18 protein-coding genes are annotated in these 20,567 nt (G+C 68.7%); 12 read left to right on the top strand and 6 right to left on the bottom strand.

Features of this window, described 5'->3' with window-relative positions; genetic code table 11:
* Positions 1-93: 93 nt before the first annotated feature.
* From KYX17_RS20605 to KYX17_RS20575, 7 genes are all read left to right on the top strand, one after another.
* Positions 94-843 carry a FadR/GntR family transcriptional regulator gene (locus KYX17_RS20605; protein ID WP_243229093.1) on the top strand — a complete coding sequence of 250 codons (750 nt, stop codon included), beginning with the start codon at positions 94-96 and terminating at the stop codon, positions 841-843.
* Between the two features lie 174 nt (positions 844-1,017).
* Positions 1,018-2,280 carry an ABC transporter substrate-binding protein gene (locus KYX17_RS20600; RefSeq protein ID WP_243229091.1) on the top strand — a complete coding sequence of 421 codons (1,263 nt, stop codon included), beginning with the start codon at positions 1,018-1,020 and terminating at the stop codon, positions 2,278-2,280.
* Between the two features lie 4 nt (positions 2,281-2,284).
* Positions 2,285-3,241 carry a carbohydrate ABC transporter permease gene (locus KYX17_RS20595; RefSeq protein WP_243229089.1) on the top strand — a complete coding sequence of 319 codons (957 nt, stop codon included), beginning with the start codon at positions 2,285-2,287 and terminating at the stop codon, positions 3,239-3,241.
* The gene (locus KYX17_RS20590) at positions 3,241-4,068 is read left to right on the top strand and encodes a carbohydrate ABC transporter permease (protein ID WP_243229087.1); all 828 of its coding nucleotides are present in this window, start codon (positions 3,241-3,243) and stop codon (positions 4,066-4,068) included. The genes KYX17_RS20595 and KYX17_RS20590 overlap by 1 nt, the downstream gene beginning before the upstream one ends.
* A 3-nt stretch (positions 4,069-4,071) precedes the next feature.
* On the top strand, positions 4,072-6,216 hold the full coding sequence (locus tag KYX17_RS20585) for a right-handed parallel beta-helix repeat-containing protein (protein WP_243229085.1): 2,145 nt from the start codon (positions 4,072-4,074) through the stop codon (positions 6,214-6,216).
* Positions 6,122-7,828: an Rv2578c family radical SAM protein gene (locus tag KYX17_RS20580; protein ID WP_374208975.1), complete on the top strand. Its 1,707-nt coding sequence runs from the start codon at positions 6,122-6,124 to the stop codon at positions 7,826-7,828. Before KYX17_RS20585 ends, KYX17_RS20580 begins: the two co-directional genes overlap by 95 nt.
* A gap of 42 nt (positions 7,829-7,870) precedes the next feature.
* Complete coding sequence (locus KYX17_RS20575; protein ID WP_243229081.1) at positions 7,871-8,410, top strand: YaeQ family protein; 540 nt, start codon at positions 7,871-7,873, stop codon at positions 8,408-8,410.
* A gap of 82 nt (positions 8,411-8,492) precedes the next feature.
* Here the strand turns inward: KYX17_RS20575 and KYX17_RS20570 are convergent, their stop codons facing one another.
* A complete protein-coding gene (locus KYX17_RS20570; protein WP_243229080.1) occupies positions 8,493-10,613 on the bottom strand; it encodes a DEAD/DEAH box helicase in 2,121 nt (706 codons plus the stop codon).
* Between the two features lie 235 nt (positions 10,614-10,848).
* On the opposite strand from KYX17_RS20570, the gene KYX17_RS20565 reads away from it, so the two are divergent.
* Positions 10,849-11,745 carry an aldose 1-epimerase family protein gene (locus KYX17_RS20565; RefSeq protein WP_243229078.1) on the top strand — a complete coding sequence of 299 codons (897 nt, stop codon included), beginning with the start codon at positions 10,849-10,851 and terminating at the stop codon, positions 11,743-11,745.
* A 125-nt stretch (positions 11,746-11,870) separates the two neighbouring features.
* Here KYX17_RS20565 and KYX17_RS20560 read toward each other — a convergent pair whose 3' ends face one another.
* From KYX17_RS20560 to KYX17_RS20545, 4 genes are all read right to left on the bottom strand, one after another.
* On the bottom strand, positions 11,871-15,395 hold the full coding sequence (locus KYX17_RS20560) for an efflux RND transporter permease subunit (protein ID WP_243229076.1): 3,525 nt from the start codon (positions 15,393-15,395) through the stop codon (positions 11,871-11,873).
* Between the two features lie 84 nt (positions 15,396-15,479).
* On the bottom strand, positions 15,480-15,860 hold the full coding sequence (locus tag KYX17_RS20555) for a CrcB family protein (protein WP_243229075.1): 381 nt from the start codon (positions 15,858-15,860) through the stop codon (positions 15,480-15,482).
* Positions 15,857-16,228 carry a CrcB family protein gene (locus KYX17_RS20550; protein WP_308220923.1) on the bottom strand — a complete coding sequence of 124 codons (372 nt, stop codon included), beginning with the start codon at positions 16,226-16,228 and terminating at the stop codon, positions 15,857-15,859. Before KYX17_RS20550 ends, KYX17_RS20555 begins: the two co-directional genes overlap by 4 nt.
* A gap of 90 nt (positions 16,229-16,318) precedes the next feature.
* Complete coding sequence (locus KYX17_RS20545; protein ID WP_243229073.1) at positions 16,319-17,098, bottom strand: MerR family transcriptional regulator; 780 nt, start codon at positions 17,096-17,098, stop codon at positions 16,319-16,321.
* A gap of 157 nt (positions 17,099-17,255) precedes the next feature.
* On the opposite strand from KYX17_RS20545, the gene KYX17_RS20540 reads away from it, so the two are divergent.
* Together KYX17_RS20540 and KYX17_RS20535 are read left to right on the top strand one after the other, a co-directional pair.
* A complete protein-coding gene (locus KYX17_RS20540; protein WP_243229072.1) occupies positions 17,256-18,095 on the top strand; it encodes a DUF4097 family beta strand repeat-containing protein in 840 nt (279 codons plus the stop codon).
* On the top strand, positions 18,092-18,712 hold the full coding sequence (locus KYX17_RS20535) for a PadR family transcriptional regulator (RefSeq protein WP_243229070.1): 621 nt from the start codon (positions 18,092-18,094) through the stop codon (positions 18,710-18,712). The genes KYX17_RS20540 and KYX17_RS20535 overlap by 4 nt, the downstream gene beginning before the upstream one ends.
* A gap of 43 nt (positions 18,713-18,755) precedes the next feature.
* On the opposite strand, the gene KYX17_RS20530 is transcribed toward KYX17_RS20535, so the two are convergent.
* Entirely contained in the window at positions 18,756-19,298 is a 543-nt protein-coding gene (locus tag KYX17_RS20530; RefSeq protein ID WP_243229068.1) for a universal stress protein, read from the bottom strand.
* A gap of 147 nt (positions 19,299-19,445) precedes the next feature.
* Between KYX17_RS20530 and KYX17_RS20525 the strand changes: the two genes are divergently transcribed.
* Entirely contained in the window at positions 19,446-19,637 is a 192-nt protein-coding gene (locus tag KYX17_RS20525) for a DUF3073 domain-containing protein (protein WP_243229067.1), read from the top strand.
* A 92-nt stretch (positions 19,638-19,729) separates the two neighbouring features.
* Entirely contained in the window at positions 19,730-20,554 is an 825-nt protein-coding gene (locus KYX17_RS20520; RefSeq protein WP_243229065.1) for an MOSC domain-containing protein, read from the top strand.
* Positions 20,555-20,567: the final 13 nt, after the last annotated feature.

The raw sequence follows: 20,567 nt of genomic DNA, 5'->3' as shown, positions 1-20,567 counted from the left end.
GATCGAAGAAGTGCTAAACACCATACATCATATGTCTGCCGTTTGGCGAGTGTCTACGCGGCCGCACCCGAGGAGGTCAATAGAGTGGCACCCATGACCATGCCTGCAGAGCGCGACGCGTCAGGCCGCACGCGCACACCGATCGATCGCATCGGCGTGACCGTGCTGAACGAACTCGTCCAGTCGATCGTCACCGGGGAGTTCACCCCCGGCGACGCCCTGCCGCCGGAGAGCGTCATCAGCGTGCAGTTCGGAGTGAGCCGCACCGTCATCCGCGAGACGATGAAGCGCCTGCAGGAAAAGGGCATGGTCACCGTCGCCCAGGGACGAGGCACGCACGTCACGCCGTCGACGAGCTGGAACGTGCTCGATCCGCTGGTGCTGTCGACCATGATCCGCAACGACTCGACGCTCGGCGTCCTGGACGATCTCAGCGTGGTCCGCGGCGCCCTGGAGGCGGCAATGGCCGCCGCCGCCGCGAAGTCCGTCGACGACGAGGGACGCACTCGGTTGCGGGAGAGCCTGGAGGCGATGGCGGAGCGCGTGGAGGATTCGGCTGCGTTCCGCGAGGCGGATGTCCGGTTCCACCTCGCCGTCATGGAACTGTCCGAGAACGGGCTGGCCGAGAACATCTCACGGGTCCTGATCGCGCACGCCGTCGGAAGCGACCGCTTCACGGGACAGGACCCGGCGCACGCCTTCGAGCTGACCCTCGCGGAGCACGAGAAGATCGTCGAGGCGATCTCGGCCGGCGACCCCGAAGCCGCACGCGTCGCCATGAGCGAGCACATCCTCGGATCGTGGGAGCGTCGCCGCCTGCCCTCCGAACGCCACCCGGACTGAACCCGCCCACCGGCGCTCGCCGCCTTCGGACCCCCCGGTGTGCCGCCGAGGTCACGGTTGAACATCAGTCATGTGATGTTTGGTTGACGGAGTTCATAAGACGTAGTACGTTTCCTGTCAACTGACCTGCACCCTCAGGTCCCTGCAGCACCCATCAACGTTGAGAGGATCGCAATGAAGCGAAGGATCGCCATCCCCGCCATGGTCGGCGTGGCCGCACTCGCACTGACCGGATGCGGCGGCGCGTCGCCGACCGGATCGACCGGCGACGCCGGTACGGCCGACAAGCTCGTGGTCTGGAACTGGGGCGACGCCGACGAGGCGGCCGCGGCCTACACCGAAGACGTCAAGGCCGCTTTCGCGGAGGCTCACCCCGATGTCGAGGTCGAGATCGTCAATCAGCCGTTCGACCAGTACTACACGCTGCTCGGCAGCGCCGTCGAAGCGGGCACGGGCCCGGACGTGGCGCTGTTCAACGGTGGAACGCAGCTCAAGAGCCGCGCCTCGACTCTCGTCCCCGTCACCGACGAACTCGCCGATCTTGAGGACAAGCTGGCCGGCTGGCCGGCGTTCCAGGCCGACGGCGAGACCTACTCGGCCCCGATGTTCCTGCAGGGCTTCCCGATCTACTACAACAAGGCGCTCTTCACCGAGGCCGGCCTCGATGCGGACACTCCGCCCACGACGTGGGACGAGCTGACCGCGGCGTGCACGGCCATCCTCGAGAAGACCGACGCTTCGTGCTTCGCGCTCGGGAACAAGGAGGGTCTCGGCATCGAGTTCTTCCTGTCCGGGTTCGGATCCGGTGTCTTCACCCCCGAGGAGTACGACGCCTGGATCGACGGCGAGCGCGACTGGACCAGCGAGCACGCGACCCAGGTCCTGCAGATGTGGGCCGACTCCGCCGCCGACGGCTGGTACAACGACGGCGCCAACTCCACCGCGATGTTCAACGACTCCTTCGACCTGTTCTCCGGCGGCAGCGCCGGCATGGTCATCGGCCTCATGAGCGGCACCGCGCACTGGAAGCAGTTCGACGAGTTCCTCGGCGAAGACCTCGGCTTCATGATGCCGGTCACGGTCAACGACGGCACGGCACTGGCGCTGCCCGCGGAAGGCGGCATCGGCTACGGCATCCTGAACGAGGACAAGAAGGACCTCGGCGTCGACTGGATCAAGGCGACCGTCGACCACGACGCCCTGTCGAACTACTCGCTCGCGGGCGGCCAGATCACGTCCGACACGACGATCGAGCTCGACACGGACATCGCGTCGGCCAACGACATCGTCGCGGAGCTCCCGGGCAGTAAGCCGCTGCTTCACACCGCCCTCGAAGCCGAGACGCTCGACCTGCTGCACCGTCTCGGCCAGCAGCTGCTCGGCGGCGAGGTCACCGTCGAGGACGCGGCAGCCCAGCTGGCAGCGTCGGAGGGCTGATCCCTTGTCGATCGACACCACCTCGACCCGGAGCGTTGTCCTCAAGGACAAGGCTCCGGGCCGCGGGCGCGTCACCACGGACGTCCCGCTGCGCAAGAAGCCGTGGACGTCCGAGCGGATCGCGCCCTACCTCATGGTGCTGCCGGTCATCCTGATCCTCGCGATCTTCCGGGTCTATCCGCTGGTGCTGGGGGTCAACTTCTCCTTCACCGGAGACAAGGAGCTCAACGGCCAGTTCATCGGCCTCGACAACTACATCGCGCTGCTCGGCGACGAGCGCTTCCAGGCCTCCGCGCGCAACGTCCTGGTCGTGCTGCTGTTCGTGCCGATCCAGGTCTTCGTCGCGGGGATCCTCGCGACCCTCGTCTTCCTGAAGGTCCCCGGCCACCGGTTCTACCGCAGCGTGTACTTCCTGCCGGTCGTGCTGTCCCCGATCATCATCGGCGCGATCTTCAACATCATCCTGGCCGCGAACGGCCCGCTCAACGCGGCTCTCGGCGTGGTGAACATCCCGGGCGTCGACTGGCTCGGCCTGCCGTCGACGGCCCTGCCGACGGTGCTGGTCGTCCACATCTGGGCCACGTTCGGCATGGCGTTCACGATCTTCCTCGCCGGCTTCGCGACCCTGGACGCCGAGCTTCTGGATGCCGCGAAGATCGACGGGGCGAGCATGTGGCAGCAGGTCGTGCACGTCATCATCCCCGGACTCAGCCAGACGATCCAGTTCGTGTTCGTCACGACGACGATCGGCATGCTGACGGGCCTGTTCGGCCTGCTGTACACGATGACCGCCGGTGGCCCCGGGACCGCGAGCTACCTGCCCGAGTTCCTCATCTGGAAGCTCAACGGCGAGGCGCGTCCCGCCCTGGCGTCCGCCGCCTCCGTCTTCCTGCTGCTGATCGTGCTCGTCATCGGCCTGATCCAGATCCGCGTGCTCCGCCGCGCCACGAAGGAGTCCTGATGCGCAGGGAACGCGCCGCCCGGTGGGCGCTCGCCGTGCCGATGATGCTGCTGGCCATCGCGACCATCTATCCGATGGTCTTCGGCCTGAACGTGTCGCTGAAGACGCGCAAGGACTATGTCCTCGACCGACTCGGCATCACGCAGACCTTCAACGTCCAGAACTACATCGACGCCTGGGTGAATGCGGACATGGGCCGCTACTTCCTGAACACGATCATCGTGACCGTGGCGTCCGTTGTCCTTCTGCTCGTGCTCGCGTCGATGTGCGGCTACGCCCTGAGCCACCTCACCTTCCGCGGCAGCAAGCTGGCCTTCCTCATCATCCTCGCGATGATGATGATCCCGTTCCAGGTCATCATGGTGCCGACGATCAAGGTGCTCAGCGACATGGGTCTGATCAACACGTTCCCGGGCCTGATCATCGCCTACGTCGCCCAGTTCCTGCCGTTCACGGTGTACTTCATGACGGCGTACTACTCCGGCATCCCGAAGGAGCTGACCGAGGCCGCCCGAGTCGACGGGAACGGCCTGTTCGGAGCCTGGTGGCGGATCATGGTCCCGGTGGGCAAGCCCGCCCTGATCTCGATGGGCATCCTCAACTCCCTGTTCGTGTGGAACGACATCCTCATCGCGCTGCTCATCATGCAGTCGCCTCAGAACCGGACGGTCATGGTCGGGGTCAGTGCTCTGCGCGGCCAGTACCCGGACAACGTGCCGACGTACATCGCCGGCGTGCTGCTCGCCGTGCTGCCGATCATCGTCGTCTACCTGATCTTCCAGCGTCAGATCACCGCCGGCGTGACCGCGGGCGCCACGAAGGGCTGAGCGATGAGCACGGACAGGATCGAGGTGCATGTCGCGCCCGACGGCTCACCGTACGCCGACGGGTCGCGCGGTTACCCCGCGAACGACCTCGAGCACGGGCTGCGCCTGGTGCGTGCGCGTCGGGAGCCGGGACAGCGCGCGGTCATCTGGATGAGCGGCGGCGAGTATCCCCACGCCGAGCCCGTCGTGTTCACGGGCGGTGACTCCTTCACGTCCGTCGTGGCGCGGGACGCCGACGACCCGCCGCTGCTGCGGGGATCGGTCCGCATCAGCGGGTGGCGGCCCGTCAGCGTGAACGGCGTGCAGGCCTGGGCCGCGCCGGCTCCTCGCACCGGGGGACGCCGCCTGTACGTCGGGGGCGTCGCCGCACCACGCCCTCGCTTTCCGCGCGATGGGTTCCTGCGCGTCGAGGAACAGGACGGACTCGATCCGGCCGGAAGCTTCGTCGGCACTCTTTTCGACGGCGCCGCGTCGTTCCGCTACGTCGACGGCGACATCCCCGAGCTGGCACAGCCCGAGGCCGTGGAGGTCGTGGTGCCCCATTACTGGGTCCAGGAGCGCATGCCGATCACCGCGATCGACCGCGAGACGCGCACCGTCACGAGTTCGCTGCGCAGCATCTTCGCGCTCCGGGACGACGCGGCGGCCCTGTTCGCCCGGTACTACCTGGACAACGTCGCGGAGAGCTTCGGCGAGGTTCCGGGCGAGTGGTACCTGGACGCCACCGGTGCACTCGCCGGGGCGAGCGGGCCGCACGTGCTCTACCTGCCGCTCGAGGGTCAGGACATGACCGACCTCGATGTGCGGATGCCGGTGACCGACGCGTTCGTCGAGCTCGCCGGGACCGCACAGGATCCCGTGCGGGAGGTGCGGTTCGAGGGCATCCGCTTCGCCGAGGCGGATTTCGCGTCCGTGCCGCCGGCCATGCCGCCGTTCGGCGTGCGAGAAGACCCGCAACTGCCGGCCGACGGTCGGTATGCGGCCGATGTTCAGGCCGCGAGCACCGTGCCGGCGGCTCTGCGGTTCACGCATGCGCGCTCCTGTGCGCTCATCGGCGGGGCAGTCGAACGCGTCGGCGGATACGCTCTCAGCCTCGGGGCGGGATCCCGCGGCACCCTCGTGAGCGGAGTCCGCTTCACCGATCTCGGCGCGGGCGCCGTGCGATCCGGCGGAGGGATCGATGCCCTCGGCCCGGACTACAACCAGGCGAACGAGGTCTCGGACTGCCTCATCGAGCGCGGCGGTCAGGTGTACCCGAACACGGTCGCCGTCCTGTTCCAGCACGGCTCCCACAACGTGATCGCGCACAACGAGATCCGCGACTTCTTCTATTCCGGCATCTCCGTCGGGTGGATGTGGGACTACCTGCACAGTCCATCCGAAGGCAACCGCATCGAGGGCAATCACATCCACGACCTCGGCAAGGGGCTGCTCAACGACATGGGCGGCGTCTACCTGCTCGGCATCGCGCCGGGAACGGTCGTTCGCGGAAACCATATCCACGATGTCGAATGCGCGAACTACGGCGGCTGGGGGATCTACCTCGATGAGGGTTCGTCGCACGTGGTGATCGAGCAGAACGTCGTCCACGACGTCTCGAGCCAGTCATACCACCAGCACTACGGCCGTGAGGTGATGATCCGCGACAACATCTGGGCGTACGGCCGGAGCGGGCAGGTGTCCATCACACGCCCCGAGGAGCACGTGTCCTTCACCTTCCACCGCAACATCGTCGTGAGCGAGGGCATGCCCGCCTTCGTCGGCTATCCGGATCATCGCGACATCAGGAACTTCGGGATCGACAGCGACCTGAACCTGTTCTGGGATGCGACGCCGATACCGGGCGCGGAGCGCGCGGCGAACGCCGCGCGCGAGACCCGGGCGGACGGCTCCGTCGGTTTCGAGATCGTCGAGCCGCTGGATGACGAGTGGGCGCGACTCGGCCACGATCGTCATTCGGTGACCGCCGATCCGCTGTTCCTGGACGCCGAGTCCCGCGACCTCCGCGTGCGACCCGGTTCCCCCGTCGACGCGCTGGGCATCCGGGTCCCCGATGTCTCGACGGCCGGGCCCCGCCCGACGCGCGAGCGACGACACCCGCTGGCCGCGCCGACGCTTCCCGACCCGTTCCGCCCTATCGAGGGATAGAACTCTTCTTCGAAGGCGACTTGACATCACATCGGTCCTTTGTTCGAATGAAGGCATGCGATGGCAAGGGCAGACGATCGACGAGGTGGACGACTCCGCCCTGCCAGGGCTCGAGAACCGCAGCGGCATCGTCCGTTCCGTGACGACCCCCGAGTTCGCAGGCATGACCTTCCACGAGGTGCTCGCGAAGTCTGCGCTGAACAAGGTGCCGGGTCCGTCGCGCATGCCCTTCTCGTGGACGATCAACCCGTACCGCGGATGCAGTCATGCCTGCGTGTACTGCCTTTCTCCGGACACCTTGATCCTGTGCGCCGACGGAAGGCAGCGTCCCCTGAGCGAACTCGAGATCGGGGACGAGATTTTCGGCACGGTCGTGCAAGGCATGTACCGCCGATATGTCCGCACGATCGTCAAGGCGAAATGGCACACACGGAAGACCGCGTATCGCGTCAACCTGGCTGACGGTACGCAGATCGTCGCGAGCGGGGATCACCGCTTCCTCACGGATCGAGGCTGGAAGCACGTGACGAGTGGTGAAACCGGACAGCGTCCTCATCTGACGACGAACAATCGACTGCTCGGATTTGGCACTGGCCCCATCTTGGCGCTCGACACAGGGACCGCGGGAGAGCTCTCGATCGAGAACACGGCGGTCAAGACGGCTTCGGACCTGCGTGTGGTGAGCATCACCCCGCTCGAAGGCGAACGCGACCTGATCGACATCACGACAGGCACGGGTGACTTCATCGCAAACGGAGTGATCAGCCACAACTGCTTCGCCCGCGGCACACACCAGTACCTCGATCTCGACGGCGGCTCGGACTTCGATACGCAGATCGTCGTCAAGACCAATGTCGTCGAGGTGCTCCGACGCGAGCTGCGCCGGGGCAGCTGGCAGCACGAGACCGTGGCCCTGGGGACCAACACCGACCCGTACCAGCGGGCTGAGGGGCGGTACCGTCTGATGCCCGGCATCATCGAGGCGCTGGCCGAGTCGGGGACTCCGATGTCGCTCCTCACGAAGGGGACGCTCGTGCGCCGCGACATCCCGCTCCTGGTCGCTGCGTCCACACACGTGCCCGTCGACATCCAGATGTCCATCGCGATGTACGACGACGATCTGCAGAAGAAGATCGAACCCGGAACCCCTTCGACGCAGGCGCGCCTGGACACGGTCCGGGCGCTCACGGATGCCGGATTCCGCGTGACGGTCTTCCTCATGCCGATCATGCCGCACATGACGGACTCGGTCGCCGCCATCGACGCCGCACTGGCGCGCATCAGGGAATCCGGTGCGGCGCGCGTCATCTACGGCGCCCTGCACCTGCGCCCCGGGGTGAAGCCGTGGTTCATGCAGTGGCTCGGCGAGCACCGACCCGACCTCGTCTCGTCCTACCGCGGGCTCTACCCCGGAGTCTCCGCCGAGGCGCCCAAGGCGTACCGGCAATGGCTCGCGAAGCGCATCCGGCCGCTCATCCGGATGCATCGACTCGACGGACGCGACGAGGACGATCTGTATGCCGCGAGCCCGCGCGGCGCGCGTGCCCTTCCACCTCGGCCGGGAGCACCGGCGCCCCCGGCGTCCGCTCCGGCGCAGCCGATGCTCTTCTGACGCGCACATCGCACGAACCGGCGACGCGTAGGCTCGAGAGCTATGGCGATCGGCGCGATGATCCACACCTTCACCGTCCAGTTGGCGGACATGGACCGCGGGGTGTATGACGATCTGACGCTCCGGGTGGCGAAGCATCCCTCCGAGACGGACGCCTACATGCTGACGCGCGTCCTCGCCTACTGCCTGGAGCACACCGAGGGCATCGCGTTCAGCGAGGGCCTCTCCTCCACCGACAAGCCCGCGATCGTCGTGCGCGATCTCACCGGCAGCATCACGGCGTGGATCGAGATCGGCGCCCCGGATGCCGAGCGCATGCACTTCGGCAGCCGCGCGGCCTCCCGCACCGTCGTCTACACGCACCGCGATCCGATCAAGGTCGTCGCCGCCTGGGAGGGCAAGCGCATCCACGACGCCGACGCGATCCGCGTGTACGGCTTCGATCCCGGATTCATCGACGCCGGCACGCAAGCGCTCGAACGGCGAAACGCCGCCACGCTCACCGTCACCGAGGCGCAGCTCTACCTCGACCTCAACGGCACGCCTCTGGAGTCGACGCTGCACGAGCACCGGATCGTCTGACCGCACCCGCGAGACTTGGGCTGCGGCGTGAGACTTGGCGCAGTGAGCCAAGTCTCACGCCGCAAAGGACGTCTCGCGAGTGTCAGGCGGTCAGATCCGCCGCGGTCGGCACGCGACCGGCGATCTCCTCGATGACCTCGTCACCGACGCGCGCCTGTTCGAACGGCGCGTCGATCTCGGCGCGGTCCAGGAGCTCGGACATCCGGCGCTGACGCTGGCGGGTGATGAGCGTCACGACGCGACCCGACCGGCCGGCGCGGCCGGTGCGGCCGGAACGGTGCAGGTAGGTCTTGTACTCGTCCGGAGCATCGGCCTGGACGACCAGATCGATGTCATCGACGTGGATGCCGCGGGCCGCGACGTCCGTGGCGACGAGCACCTGCACCTTGCCCGAGGTGAGCCGAGCGAGGTTGCGCGTACGCTTCGCCTGGTTCAGGTCGCCGTGCAGCGAGACGGCCGGGATCCCGGCATCCTCGAACTGCTCGGCGAGCATCTCGGCGTACGCCCGGGTGCGCGCGAAGACGAGCGTCTGACCGTCGCGATCGACGAGCGAAGCGAGGATCTCGGCCTTGTCGCGGTGGTCGATCACGAGCACGCGGTGCTCGATCGTGCCGGTGTCCTGGTTCTCGCCGGCGACCTCGAAGACGGCAGGGTCCACGAGGAACTCGTCGACGAGCGCGGCGACCTCACGGTCGAGCGTCGCCGAGAACAGCAGCTTCTGGCTGCCGTCGGCGGTGCGGCGGAGGATCCGCTGCACCGGCTCGACGAACCCGAGCTCGCACATGTGGTCGGCCTCGTCGAGCACCGCGATGCGGCAGTCGGAGAGGTCGAGCTTGCCCTGGTTGATGAGGTCCTCGATGCGCCCGGGAGTGCCGATCACGATGTCGACGCCCTTCTTCAGCGCCCCGACCTGGCGGGCCTGCGGCACACCGCCGTAGATCTGAGTCGTGAAGAGTCCGACGCTGCGCGCAATCGGCTGGATGGTGCGGTCGATCTGCAGCGCCAGTTCGCGGGTGGGCGCGAGAATGATCGCCCGCGGGGCACGGCCGAACTCGCGCCGCTTGCCCTTCTGGGACGTGAGGATGCTCTCGACGAGCGGGGCGCCGAACGCAATCGTCTTCCCGGAGCCGGTGCGACCGCGCCCCAGGACGTCACGGCCCTCGAGCACCGCGGGGATGCTGGCCGCCTGGATCGGGAACGGCGTCTCCGCGCCCATGTTCGCCAGGGTCTCGACGATGTTCGAACCCAGCCCGAGGTCCGCGAACGTCACGTTCTCGACCTCGGTCGCCTGCACGGTCTTCGCCTCGAGCCGCTCGTGGACGACGTCCTCGGTGGGCTGGAAGGAGGCCGCCGGCTTGGCGTTCCAGTCGTCGCGACCGGGACGGTGCTCACCGCGACGATCGTCGCGACGCGGGCGGTCCTCGTCGTAGCGCTTCGGGCGATCCTCGTCGTAGCGCGAACGCTGCGGTGCGCGCTCGCGGCGCGGGCGGCCCTCGACGTCGCGACGCCGACGGGCGTCGTTCCGGTCGGACTCGTAGCGCGGGCGATCGCCGTAGCCGTCGCGGCGAGGCCGATCGCCGTCACGGCGCGAACGGTCCTGATCGCGGTCGCTGCCGTACCGCGGACGATCTCCCTCGTACCGCGGACGGTCTCCGCCGCGCGCGCCGTCGTAACGCGGGCGGTCGGCGTCGCGGCCTGCCCGCCCGGTGCCACGGTCGTCGCGGGCATCGCGCCGCGGTCGCTCGCCGTCGTAGCGCGAGCGATCCTGACCGCGATCCCCGCCGTACCGCGCACGGTCTGCGCCGCGGTCGCTGCTGTACCGCGGACGGTCGGCGTCGAAACGACGGCCACCGCCGCCGGATCCTGCCCGCTCGCCCGTCGCCCGCTCCCCGCGGTGATGCGGAGCCTCCCGGCGTCCGCCCTCCGCGCGACCGCGGATCGAACGCGCCTCATCACGGCCGGCGCGCTCCTGCTCGGTCCAGCGACGCTTGGGAGCTCCGGACGCGGGCTCGGGCCGATAGCCGCGATGCTTCGGGCTCCGGCTCCCCGGTCCGGAGGGCCGGTAGGAGGAGCGCTCGTCCCCGGCATCCGAGCGCGAACCGCGCCCCTCGCCGTGGCGGTCGTGGAACGGGGTCTTCTTGGCGTAGCGCGGCTCGAAGTTCCGCGCGGGCCGGCCGCCCTTGGGCTTGTGGTTCTTGGGCATGGGTGTGTCCTTCAGTTCTCTGCACGAGAACAGCAGCCTGCGCGCACGCAGACGATACCCGGACATCCGTCGGCCGGGGCCATTCATGTGATGGTTCATGCGCGTCGATCGACGCTCACCATCGGCCCCTGGACTCACACTTCACACAAAAACGCCCGCGCCGCTGCGCGGCTGTCCGAAGCCGACCCCTCCAGAGTATCGCGCCCGGCTGAGAAGTCACCCGTACGATGTCGTGGTGACTTCTCTCTCCCCCACCGGCACTCAGATCCATCTGCAGCGGGGCGCGGTCACCGCGCAGATCGCGCAGGTCGGAGCATCCCTGCGATCCCTGACCGTCGGAGGCACCGGCCTCGTCCCGCCGTACCCTCTCGGGGAGCCGACGCCGGCGTGTTCGGGTGTCGTGCTCGCGCCGTGGCCGAACCGGGTCAGAGACGGCGTCTGGGACGACGACGGCACCACCCGCCGACTCGCGATCACGGAGCCGAAGCTGGACAACGCCAGTCACGGACTGCTGCGCTTCACCGCGTACGAGGTCGTGCAGAACGGCTCGCAGGCATCGCTGCGCGCGACGATCGTGCCGCAGACCGGCTGGCCGTACGAGATCGGAACGACGGTCACGTACACGCTCACCGAGACCGGCATCGCGGTCGAGCACGTGCTGGAGAACCGTTCGGATGCCGCGGCCCCCGTCGCCCTGGGCACCCATCCGTTCGTGACGATCGACGACGTGGATCCGCGAGAGCTCGTGCTCACGGTCCCCGCGCGGACGCAGTTCGAGGTGGACGACCGGATGCTCCCGACCGGGACGTCGCCGGCACCGGCGGAGCTGCGCGACGGCGTCCGCCTGGGTGACATCGTCCTCGACACCGGTTTCGCGGATCTCGCGAGAGACGCCGACGGGCGCGTGCGTCACACGCTCACTGCTCCCGACGGCCGTCGGGTCACGCTCTGGCAGGGCGACGGCTTCGACTACGTCCAGGTGTACACGACCACGTCCTACCCGGGGCAGCAGCTCGCCGTCGCGATCGAGCCGATGTCGGCGCCGGCGGACGCGCTCAACAGCGGCCTCGGCATCCGACGACTGCTCCCCGGCGAGAGCTGGACCCTGCACTGGGGCATCGAACTGGGCTGACCGCGCCCGGCGCGGTCCCGCCGACGGCGATCCGGGATCCGGACGATCGCTCGAGATCCGGATGCTCCGGCGCCGTTCGTCCGGATCTCGCGCGGTTCTCCGGGTCTCGGGAGCCGAGCAGGCGGTCAGCGCAGCGGGTTCGCCGGCGGGAGACCGGTGTGACGCTCCCGCAGCTCACGTCGGGTCCGCGCGTGTTCGCTCTGGTCGACGGACGCGGCCACGGCCGATGCCGCGGCGGCGGCAGCAGCGGCCGCGGCGGCAGCGGCGGAGGCGGCGGCAGCAGCGGCGACCGCGGACGTGTTCGAGGAGTGCTCCGGCTCGGCGTCATAGGCCGTCAGCCGATGCGCAGGAGAAGCCGACCGCTCCATGTCCGTCGACCGCGATGCCTCCGTCGGCGCTCCAGCTCCCTGATGGCGGTCCGCCGCACGCTGTCCGGACGGCTCGGCAGGCGCCTCCTGCTCCGTAACCGGAGCTTCGGCGCCCGCGCCCACGAACGACCAGGCCCGTGCCTGGGCATCCGCCGCGGCACCGTTCTCGGGCGCGTCGGTCCGCGGACCGGATCCCGGCGCCGGGTCCGCGGGACCGCCGTCGCCGTCGCGTCCGGCGCGCTTCGCCGCCCGTCGCTCCTTCGCCCCCTCGACGAGGTTGTAGAGCGTGGGCAGCACGATGAGCGTCAGCACGGTGGACGACACCAGCCCGCCGATCACCACGATCGCGAGCGGCTGCGAGATGAACCCGCCGTGACCCGTGATGCCGAGAGCCATCGGAGTGAGGGCGAAGATCGTCGCGAGCGCCGTCATGAGGATCGGGCGCAGACGCTTCTCGCCACCCGCCATGACGGCGTCGTGCGCCGAGAGCCCCTTCTCGCGGTACTGGTTCACGAGGTCGACGAGCACGATGGCGTTCGTCACGACGATGCCGATGAGCATCAGCACGCCGATCAGCGAGGCGACGCCGAGCGGGATGCCGGTCACGATCTGCAGCAGGATCGCACCGGTCGCCGCGAACGGCACCGAGACCAGCAGCAGCAGCGGCTGGCGCAGCGACTTGAACGTCGCGACCATCACGACGTACACGATCAGGATCGCGGCCAGCATGGCCAGTCCGAGCTGCGAGAACGAGTCGGCCTGCTGCTCGGCGACGCCGCCGACCTCGGCATCCGCGCCATCGGGCAGATCGACGTCCTCGAGGGCTGCGGTCACCGACGCGGTCGCGACCGCGAGGTCGTCGGATGCCGGGGGCACCGTCACGGTGGCGGTGCGTCGCCCCTGTTCGGTCGTGATCGACGTGGGGCCCTCGCGTTCCTCGACGGTCGCGACGTCCTGCAGCTCGATCATGCCGGCGGGCGTCGGGATCGCCAGCTCGCGCAGCGCGGCCACGGTCGTGGGCGGCTCGGGGTCGGCCAGGTAGATCGTCAGCGCGGTGCCGTCCAGCTCGATGGACCCGATCTGCTGCGGCTGCATCGCGCCGGACACGATGGATCCGACCGCGACCTCGCTGAGCCCGGCCTGGGCCGCGGCCTCACGGTCCACGACCACGGCGATGTACGGCAGCGAGGCGGCGAGGTTGTCCGTCACGGTTCCGATGCCGTCTCGTCCGTCGAGCTCGGCGGTGACGGCATCCGTCGCCTCCTGCAGCGCCTCGGCGCTCGGAGCCGTGATGTCCACCTCGATGTCCGTGCTGCCGAAACCGGCCGAAGCCGCCACGGTCACCTCGCCGACGTTCTCGAGATCGTCGACGGCGTCCTGCACGACGGAGCGCAGCGCCGCCTGGTCGGCGTCGGGATCGGTCTGGATCGAGTACGTGATCCCGGCGCTGCCGGAGAAGGCGTCGCGCAGCGAGGATCCGCTGGATCCGATCGAGACCTGCACCGTCTCGATGCCGTCGACATCCATCAGGGCGTCCTCGACCATGGCCGCGGCCTCGTCCTGCGCCTGCAGGCTCGCGGTCGGGCCCAGATCCTGGGTGACGGTCATCGTGTTCTGCCCCGAATCGCTGAGGAAGTTGATCTTCATCAGCGGGGCGGCGGCGAGCGTGCCGGCCAGGACCAGCACGGCGAGGAGCACCGTGATGCCGGAGTGCTTGAGCGTCCAGCTGAGGATCGGCCGGTACGCCTTCTGCAGAGGCGTCGGCGGCGCATCGGGGTGCTCGGGGTCGATCTCCTCGCCGTTCTCGTCGAGCAGCGGCTTGCCGGGACGGAGGAACCAGTACGCCAGCACGGGCACGATCGTCAGGGCGACGAGGAGGGAGGCGGCCATCGCGATGGTCACCGTCATCGCGAACGGCCGGAAGAGCTCCCCGACCATGTCGCCGACGAAGACGATCGGCAGGAACACGGCGACAGTGGTGATGGTGGATGCCGTGATGGCGCCGGCCACCTCGCGCACGGCGAGAACGATGGCGCTCATCTTGTCGGCGTCGCCGACGTAATGGCGTTTGATGTTCTCGATCACGACGATCGAGTCGTCGACCACGCGCCCGATCGCGATCGTCAGGGCGCCGAGGGTGAGGATGTTCAGGGTGTACCCGAACGCCTGCAGGCCGATGAAGGTGACCAGCACGCTGGTGGGGATCGAGATCGCCGTCACGAGCGTGGAGCGGACCGACAGCAGGAAGACGAGGATCACGATCACCGCGAAGGCGAGGCCGAGCAGTCCCTCGGTCGCGAGAGTCTCGATGGACTGCTGGATGAACGGCGCCTGATCGAACACGACCGTGAACTCGGCATCCGGGAACGCGTCAGAGATCTCGTCCAGCGCGGCGATCACGCCCTGCGACACCTCGACGGTGTTGGCGGAGGGGAGCTTGGTGATCGAGATGGTGATGGCGTCCTCGCCGTCCACCCGCGAGATCGAGGTCACCGGGTCGGAGCCGAGGCCGACGGTCGCGACGTCGCCGATCGTGGCGTCGGATCCCACGAGCGGGAGCGCGGCGATCTCGTCGACCGTGGACAGCTTCGCGCCCGTCTGCACGGTCAGCGTCTCGTCGCCCTCGGTGATCTCGCCGCCCGGGAAGAGCACGCCGTTCTGCTCGAGGGCCGAGCTGATCGCCTGCGTGCTGAGCCCTCGCTCGGCCAGCGCGGCGTCATCCGGGGTGATCGTGACCCGCTGGCCGATGCCGCCGACGATCTCGGCGGCGTTCACGCCGTCGACGTCCTCGAGATCGGGGATCGCGACGTTCTCGAGATCGGCCTGAGCGGTCTGGGCGTCGTCGAATCCGGTGACGGCGATCTGGATCACGGGGAGGTCGTCGATCGAGACCGACAGCACCTGCGGTTCGACCTCGTCGGGCAGCTGCGAGGAGATCCGGTTGATCGCCTGCTGCATCTTCTGCTCGGCGGTCGCGAGGTTCTCGCCGTAGGCGAAGGTCGCCTGCACGATCGAGGCGTTCGTGGTGCTCGTCGCGGTCGTCGATTCGAGTCCCGGAACCCCCTGGATCGCGGTCTCGATCGGCGTGGAGACGTCGTTCTCGACGACCTCAGGCGAAGCGCCGGGGTAACTGGTCATGACGATCAGCGCCGGCAGCTCGAGCGAGGGGATCAGCTCCTGCTTGAGGTTGTTCAGCGCGAGTCCGCCGAACACGGCTGCGACGATCGTGACGAGGGCGATGAGCGCGCGGTTGCGCAGACTGAGGACGGCGAGCTTCGACAAGGCGGCTGACTCTCGGTAGAAAAGCGCGACAGGGGTGCGGGCGTCAGTATTCCACAGCCGGCATGCAGCATCCTGTGAACCCGTTCACAGGTTCAGGCCGATCCAGAGCCCGAGGATCGCGGCGAGCACGGATGCCCCGAACGTGCCGACCAGATGAAGCGCGGATGCCGCGCGGGCCCTGTCGCGCCAGAGGCCGATGCTGTCCAGCACGGCGGTGCTGAAGGTCGTGTATCCGCCGAGGAATCCGGCTCCGAAGACGAAGGCGGCGTCCGGGAGCAGCGCGGTCACGAACCCCAGGACGAACGACCCCGTGACGTTCACGACGAGGATCCCCCAGCCGAAGGCAGGTGCGGCGGACGGGCGGCCGCGGCGCAGCGCGGCCGCCACGCCGACGTCGACGAGGTAGCGCACGGCGGCGCCGAGTCCCCCGGCGCAGGCCGCCAGCGCGAACACGAGCGCGCTCACACCGGCCTCCGTGGCGTGCCCAGACGGATGCCGGCGAGCGCGGCGAGGACACCGAGGACGAGCGTCATCAGGGCGTAGAGGGCTGCGAGCAGCGGTGCCGCCGTCCACAGCTGGACGGTTCCCACGGCGAAGGCGCTGTAGGTGGTGAAGCCGCCGAGGACGCCGGTCCCCAGCAGGATCCGCAGATCGGCGGAGGCGGGGAGCCGCGCCGACAGGATGCCGATGAGGAACGCGCCGAGGATGTTCACCGCGAGGGTGGAGGTCGGGATGCCCGCGGCATCCGGGATCGCCAGGCCGATGGCGAGCCGCGCTGCCGTGCCCAGCGCACCTCCGAGCGCCACGAGCAGGGCGCGGCGCACATGGATCACGCTCGCCACTGTATCCGGCCGCTTCGGCCCGTCGGTGTCACCCTGTCCGCCGGAGATCGACGGACAGGGTGAACACGAATGAGGATCGGCCTACAGATTCGCCTCCGCGTAGATGCGGAGCGCGTCGCGGACGAACTCGGCGCCGGCGGTGCCGCCGTCGGAGGTGGCGTAGTTCGCGCCGAAGCGCGGGTCGGCCACGTACATCTCGCCGAGCCCGATCACGTAGCCCTTGACGTCGCCGTCGGGCCGTGCGGCCGGAGTCCCGGGGACGCCGGTCAGCCACTGCACGTGGCGTCTCGCGATGGCCTGCGCCTCGTCGGAGGCGGGATCGATGCCGCGCTCGGCGGCGGCGATCCAGTCGCGTCCGAGGTCGGACACGAGCTGCTGCCATTCGGCGCGCTCGGCGTCGGTCATCCCGCGCCACCAGCGGTCGCTGTCGACGTAGGCCTTGGTTCCCCAGCGCTGCTCGACCTCTTCCTTGTACTGGGTGTGGTCGAAGCCGTCGAACATGTTCTCTGCCATGAGTTCTTCACCTCCTCTCAATGCGGCGATGGTGGATTCGACCGACGCGATCTGACGCGTCAGTCGGGTCTGCTCCTCGCGCAGGAGCGCGAGGTGGGTCTCGAGCGCGGATGCCTCGGCGCGCTCGCGGGAGAGCACCTCGGCGATCTGCGGCAGCCCGAGTCCGAGCTCGCGCAGCAGCAGGATCCGCTGCAGCCGGACGAGCGCCTGCTCGTCGTAGTGGCGGTACCCGTTGTGCGCGATGCGGGTCGGCGGGAGCAGCCCGATGTCGTCGTAGTGACGCAGCGTCCTGCTCGTCGTGCCCGCGAGGCGGGCGATCTCCTGGATCGACCAGTCCCGTGTGACCACGGCATCCTCCTTCCGTTCTCGATATCTCGACGATAGAAGTTGACGTTGCGTCAATGTCAACTCCGCTTCTGCCGGAGTTCTTGACAATCTCGAGATATATCGTGTTACTCTTCTGGCACGCGATATATCTCGATATCGCCGAACAGGAGAGACGAACATGACCGAGAAGTGGCTCATCGCCCCCGGCGACGAACGCGTCATCGACATCGCCCAGGCGTCCCGGCTCAAGGTCGGCCTCGTCGGCGGCCAGGTCGATGTCATCGCCCACGACGAACCCGGCATCCGCATCGAGGTGCACGGCGTCACGACCAAGGACCTGCGCATCGAATCCGATGGCACGCAGATCGAGATCGATCACCCCCAGCTCGGCTGGGACAACTTCCTCGAGGTCTTCCGCAACTTCGGGTCCGGCGGCCCCAAGGCCGAGGTCAGCGTCGCGGTCCCCCGCGGCATCGCGCTGACGCTCGGAGTCGTCAGCGCCGGTGCACTCGTGTCCGGCCTCGCGAACGACGCGAAGCTGAACACGGTGTCCGGCGACATCATCGTCGACACGCACACGGGCGACCTGTCGGTGAACTCGGTGTCCGGTGATGTGCAGATCCGCGAGCTGACCGGAGCCCTCAGCGCCAACAGCGTGTCGGGCGATGTCGCGGTGACCGGTTCCGTCCGCAAGGCCACCATCGACACCGTGTCCGGCGCGATGTGGGTGGATGCCGCGGGCAACGTCAACACGATCAACCTCAACACGGTGGCCGGCGACAGCACCATCCGTCTCGAGGAGACGCTGCCGGCGAACTACGTGATGCGCTCCATGAGCGGTCGCGTCCTGATCGACGGCATCGATCGCGGTTCGTCCGGCCCGACCAACTACACCGGATCGGCCGGAGAGCTGGCCGGCAGCTTCGTGGACATCCGCGCCAATTCCGTCTCCGGCGACATCACCGTGCTGCGCCAGCCCGTGCGCACCGTCGCCGACGACGCGGAGTGGGAAGCATGAGCCCCGCGGTCTTCTCCCACGGCGACCTGCGCCTGTATCTGCTGTCGCTGCTCGCGGAATCCCCGCAGCACGGGTACGGCATCATCCAGGCGTTGACCGACCGGACGGGAGGCACGTACACCCCGAGCGCCGGCACCATCTATCCCCGGCTCGCGAAGCTCGAGGAGGAGGGGCTGGTCACCAAGACCGTCGACGGCCGCACCACGATCTACGCGATCACGGACGCCGGCCGCGCCGAACTCGCCTCCCGCGAGGACGACCTGGCGGGCATCGAGAACGATCTCGCGGATTCCGTCCGCCTGATCGCCAACGAGGTGCGCCAGAGCGTCCAGGAGGCGATGAAGAGCCTGCGCGCGGATCTCGCCGCTGCGGCCAAGGACGAGCGTCAGGGCTCCAAGGACCGCTCGCGCTCCACCGGTCCCGATGACGTCCGCGTCACGAGCCGGGAACAGCTGCAGCGCGCAGATGCCGCGGTCAACGGCTTCCGCGGTCGCATCCGGGCGGACCTGCGCACGCACGTCGCCCGCGGCGGCGCGCTTCCGGCGACCGTCGTCGACGAGCTCGAGCGGGCCCTGGATGCCGCAGCCAAGGATGTGACCCGGGCCCTCGCGGAGTGAGGCGTCGTCCTCCCCCGCGCGTCGCACGGGGGAGGACGCTCGTCTATTCGGTCCAGATCTCGGCCTGGTCGTCGGGCACCGGCTCCTCGAGCGGGACGACGAGGATCGAGCGGTGCTGGCGGTGCGCGAGACGCGCCGCCACGGATCCCGTGAAGAACTCCCGGATCGACTCGCCGATGCCGCGCTTGCGCGTGCCGATCACGATGAGCTGGGCGTCGAGCTTGCCGGCGAGCTGCTTGATCGCAAGAGCGGGGTCGCCGACGAGCTGGCGCGCCGTCCAGGTCAGCCCCGTCCCCTCGAGCGCCTTGGTCGCGGCCTCCTGGACGTGCTCGAACTCGGCTGCACCGGTCTCGATGTTCATGTCGATGGGAGCGGAATGCACGTAGCCGTCGGGGTCCTCGTACGTGACGAAGCGCGTGACGTCGACGTGGACGACCACCAGCGGCGCGCTCAGAAGAGTCGCGTAGCGGACGGCCTCCTGCAGCACGCGCGCGGGCTGATCCGGCTGAACGCCGACGATCACGGCCTTCTGCAACTCGCTGTTCTGGACGGCTTCCTCGGACGACGCGGAACCGGCATCTGACATGCGGATCGCCCCCTTCCCCTGGTCTCGATCGGCCAGTCGCTCTGGCCCTCGTGCTATCCTGAATGCTACTCTTACCGGCCGTCAGCCGGTGTCGTGAATGCGCGGGCCGCAGCTGCCCGCAGCTTAGATCGTGAGGGGGTCTCGCGCATGGGCCGTGGCCGTCAGAAGGCGAAGCACACAAAGATCGCCCGCGAACTCAAGGCGTACAGTCCGTCGGTGAACTACTCTGCGCTGGAGCGCGAGCTGGGTCATCCGAGCGACTCGGAGGACGACGCCTACGTCGACAAGTGGGCCGACCAGTACGCGGACGAAGACGAAGACGAGCTCGAAAGGGCTTGACGCCCGGGTTCGCTCCTCGATGACCCCGTCGCACCGCGGCGGGGTCATCGTCATGCCCGGATGCCCGGGGCAGGCGTGACAGGATGACAGACATGCCTCGCGTCGTCGCCCTCTTCCGTCACCCCGTCAAGGGGTTCACCCCCGAGGCTCGCGACGAACTGGTCGTGCAGCCGGACGGACGCATCGCCGGCGATCGGGTTCTCGCCTTCCGGTTCGCGGACGCCACGACCCCCGAGGATCGCGACGGCCTGGACTCCTGGCCGAAGTCGAAGGGACTCGCGCTGGAGTCGTTCCCCACGCTCGCCGAGCTCCGGCTCACGTACGACGACACGGCGCGACGGGTGCGGATCATGCGCGGGGACGCACTGCTGGCGCAGGCCGGCCTGGACGAGGACGGTCGCCGCGAGCTGTCGGAGGCCGTCACCGCCTTCGTCATGGAATCCGCCGAGGCGAAGCGCCTGCGTCGCCCGGGGCGGCTGCCGATCGTGCTGGTGGGCGACGGAGAGCGCTCGCGATTCCAGGACCGCGCTCGCGGTTACGTGTCGGTGCACAGCACCGCGAGCGTCGCGGCGCTCGGCGCCGCCCTCGAGCAGGAGATCGACGATCGCCGCTTCCGCTCCAACATCGTGATCGACGGTGTCGAGGCCTGGGACGAATTGGACTGGACGGGAGACGTGCGGATCGGAGACGTGCGATTCACGCCGGCAGGACCGATCGTGCGATGCCTCGCGACGCACGCCAACCCCGATACCGGCGTCCGCGACGCCAGAGTCCTCACCACGCTGACGTCGCGCATCGGCCAGGCGGAGCCGACGCTCGGGCGCCTCCTGCTGCTGCCGGGTGTGAGCGGAGACGTCGACGACCGCTCCGGCCGGGGCGGCGTCATCCGCGTCGGCGACGAGGTCGTGTTCGACTGATCGTCGCCGTGCA

This window comes from Microbacterium sp. CIAB417 (genome assembly GCF_022788845.1).
Note: the sequence above shows the minus strand (reverse complement) of the source record. Positions and strands in the feature narration are given on the sequence as shown.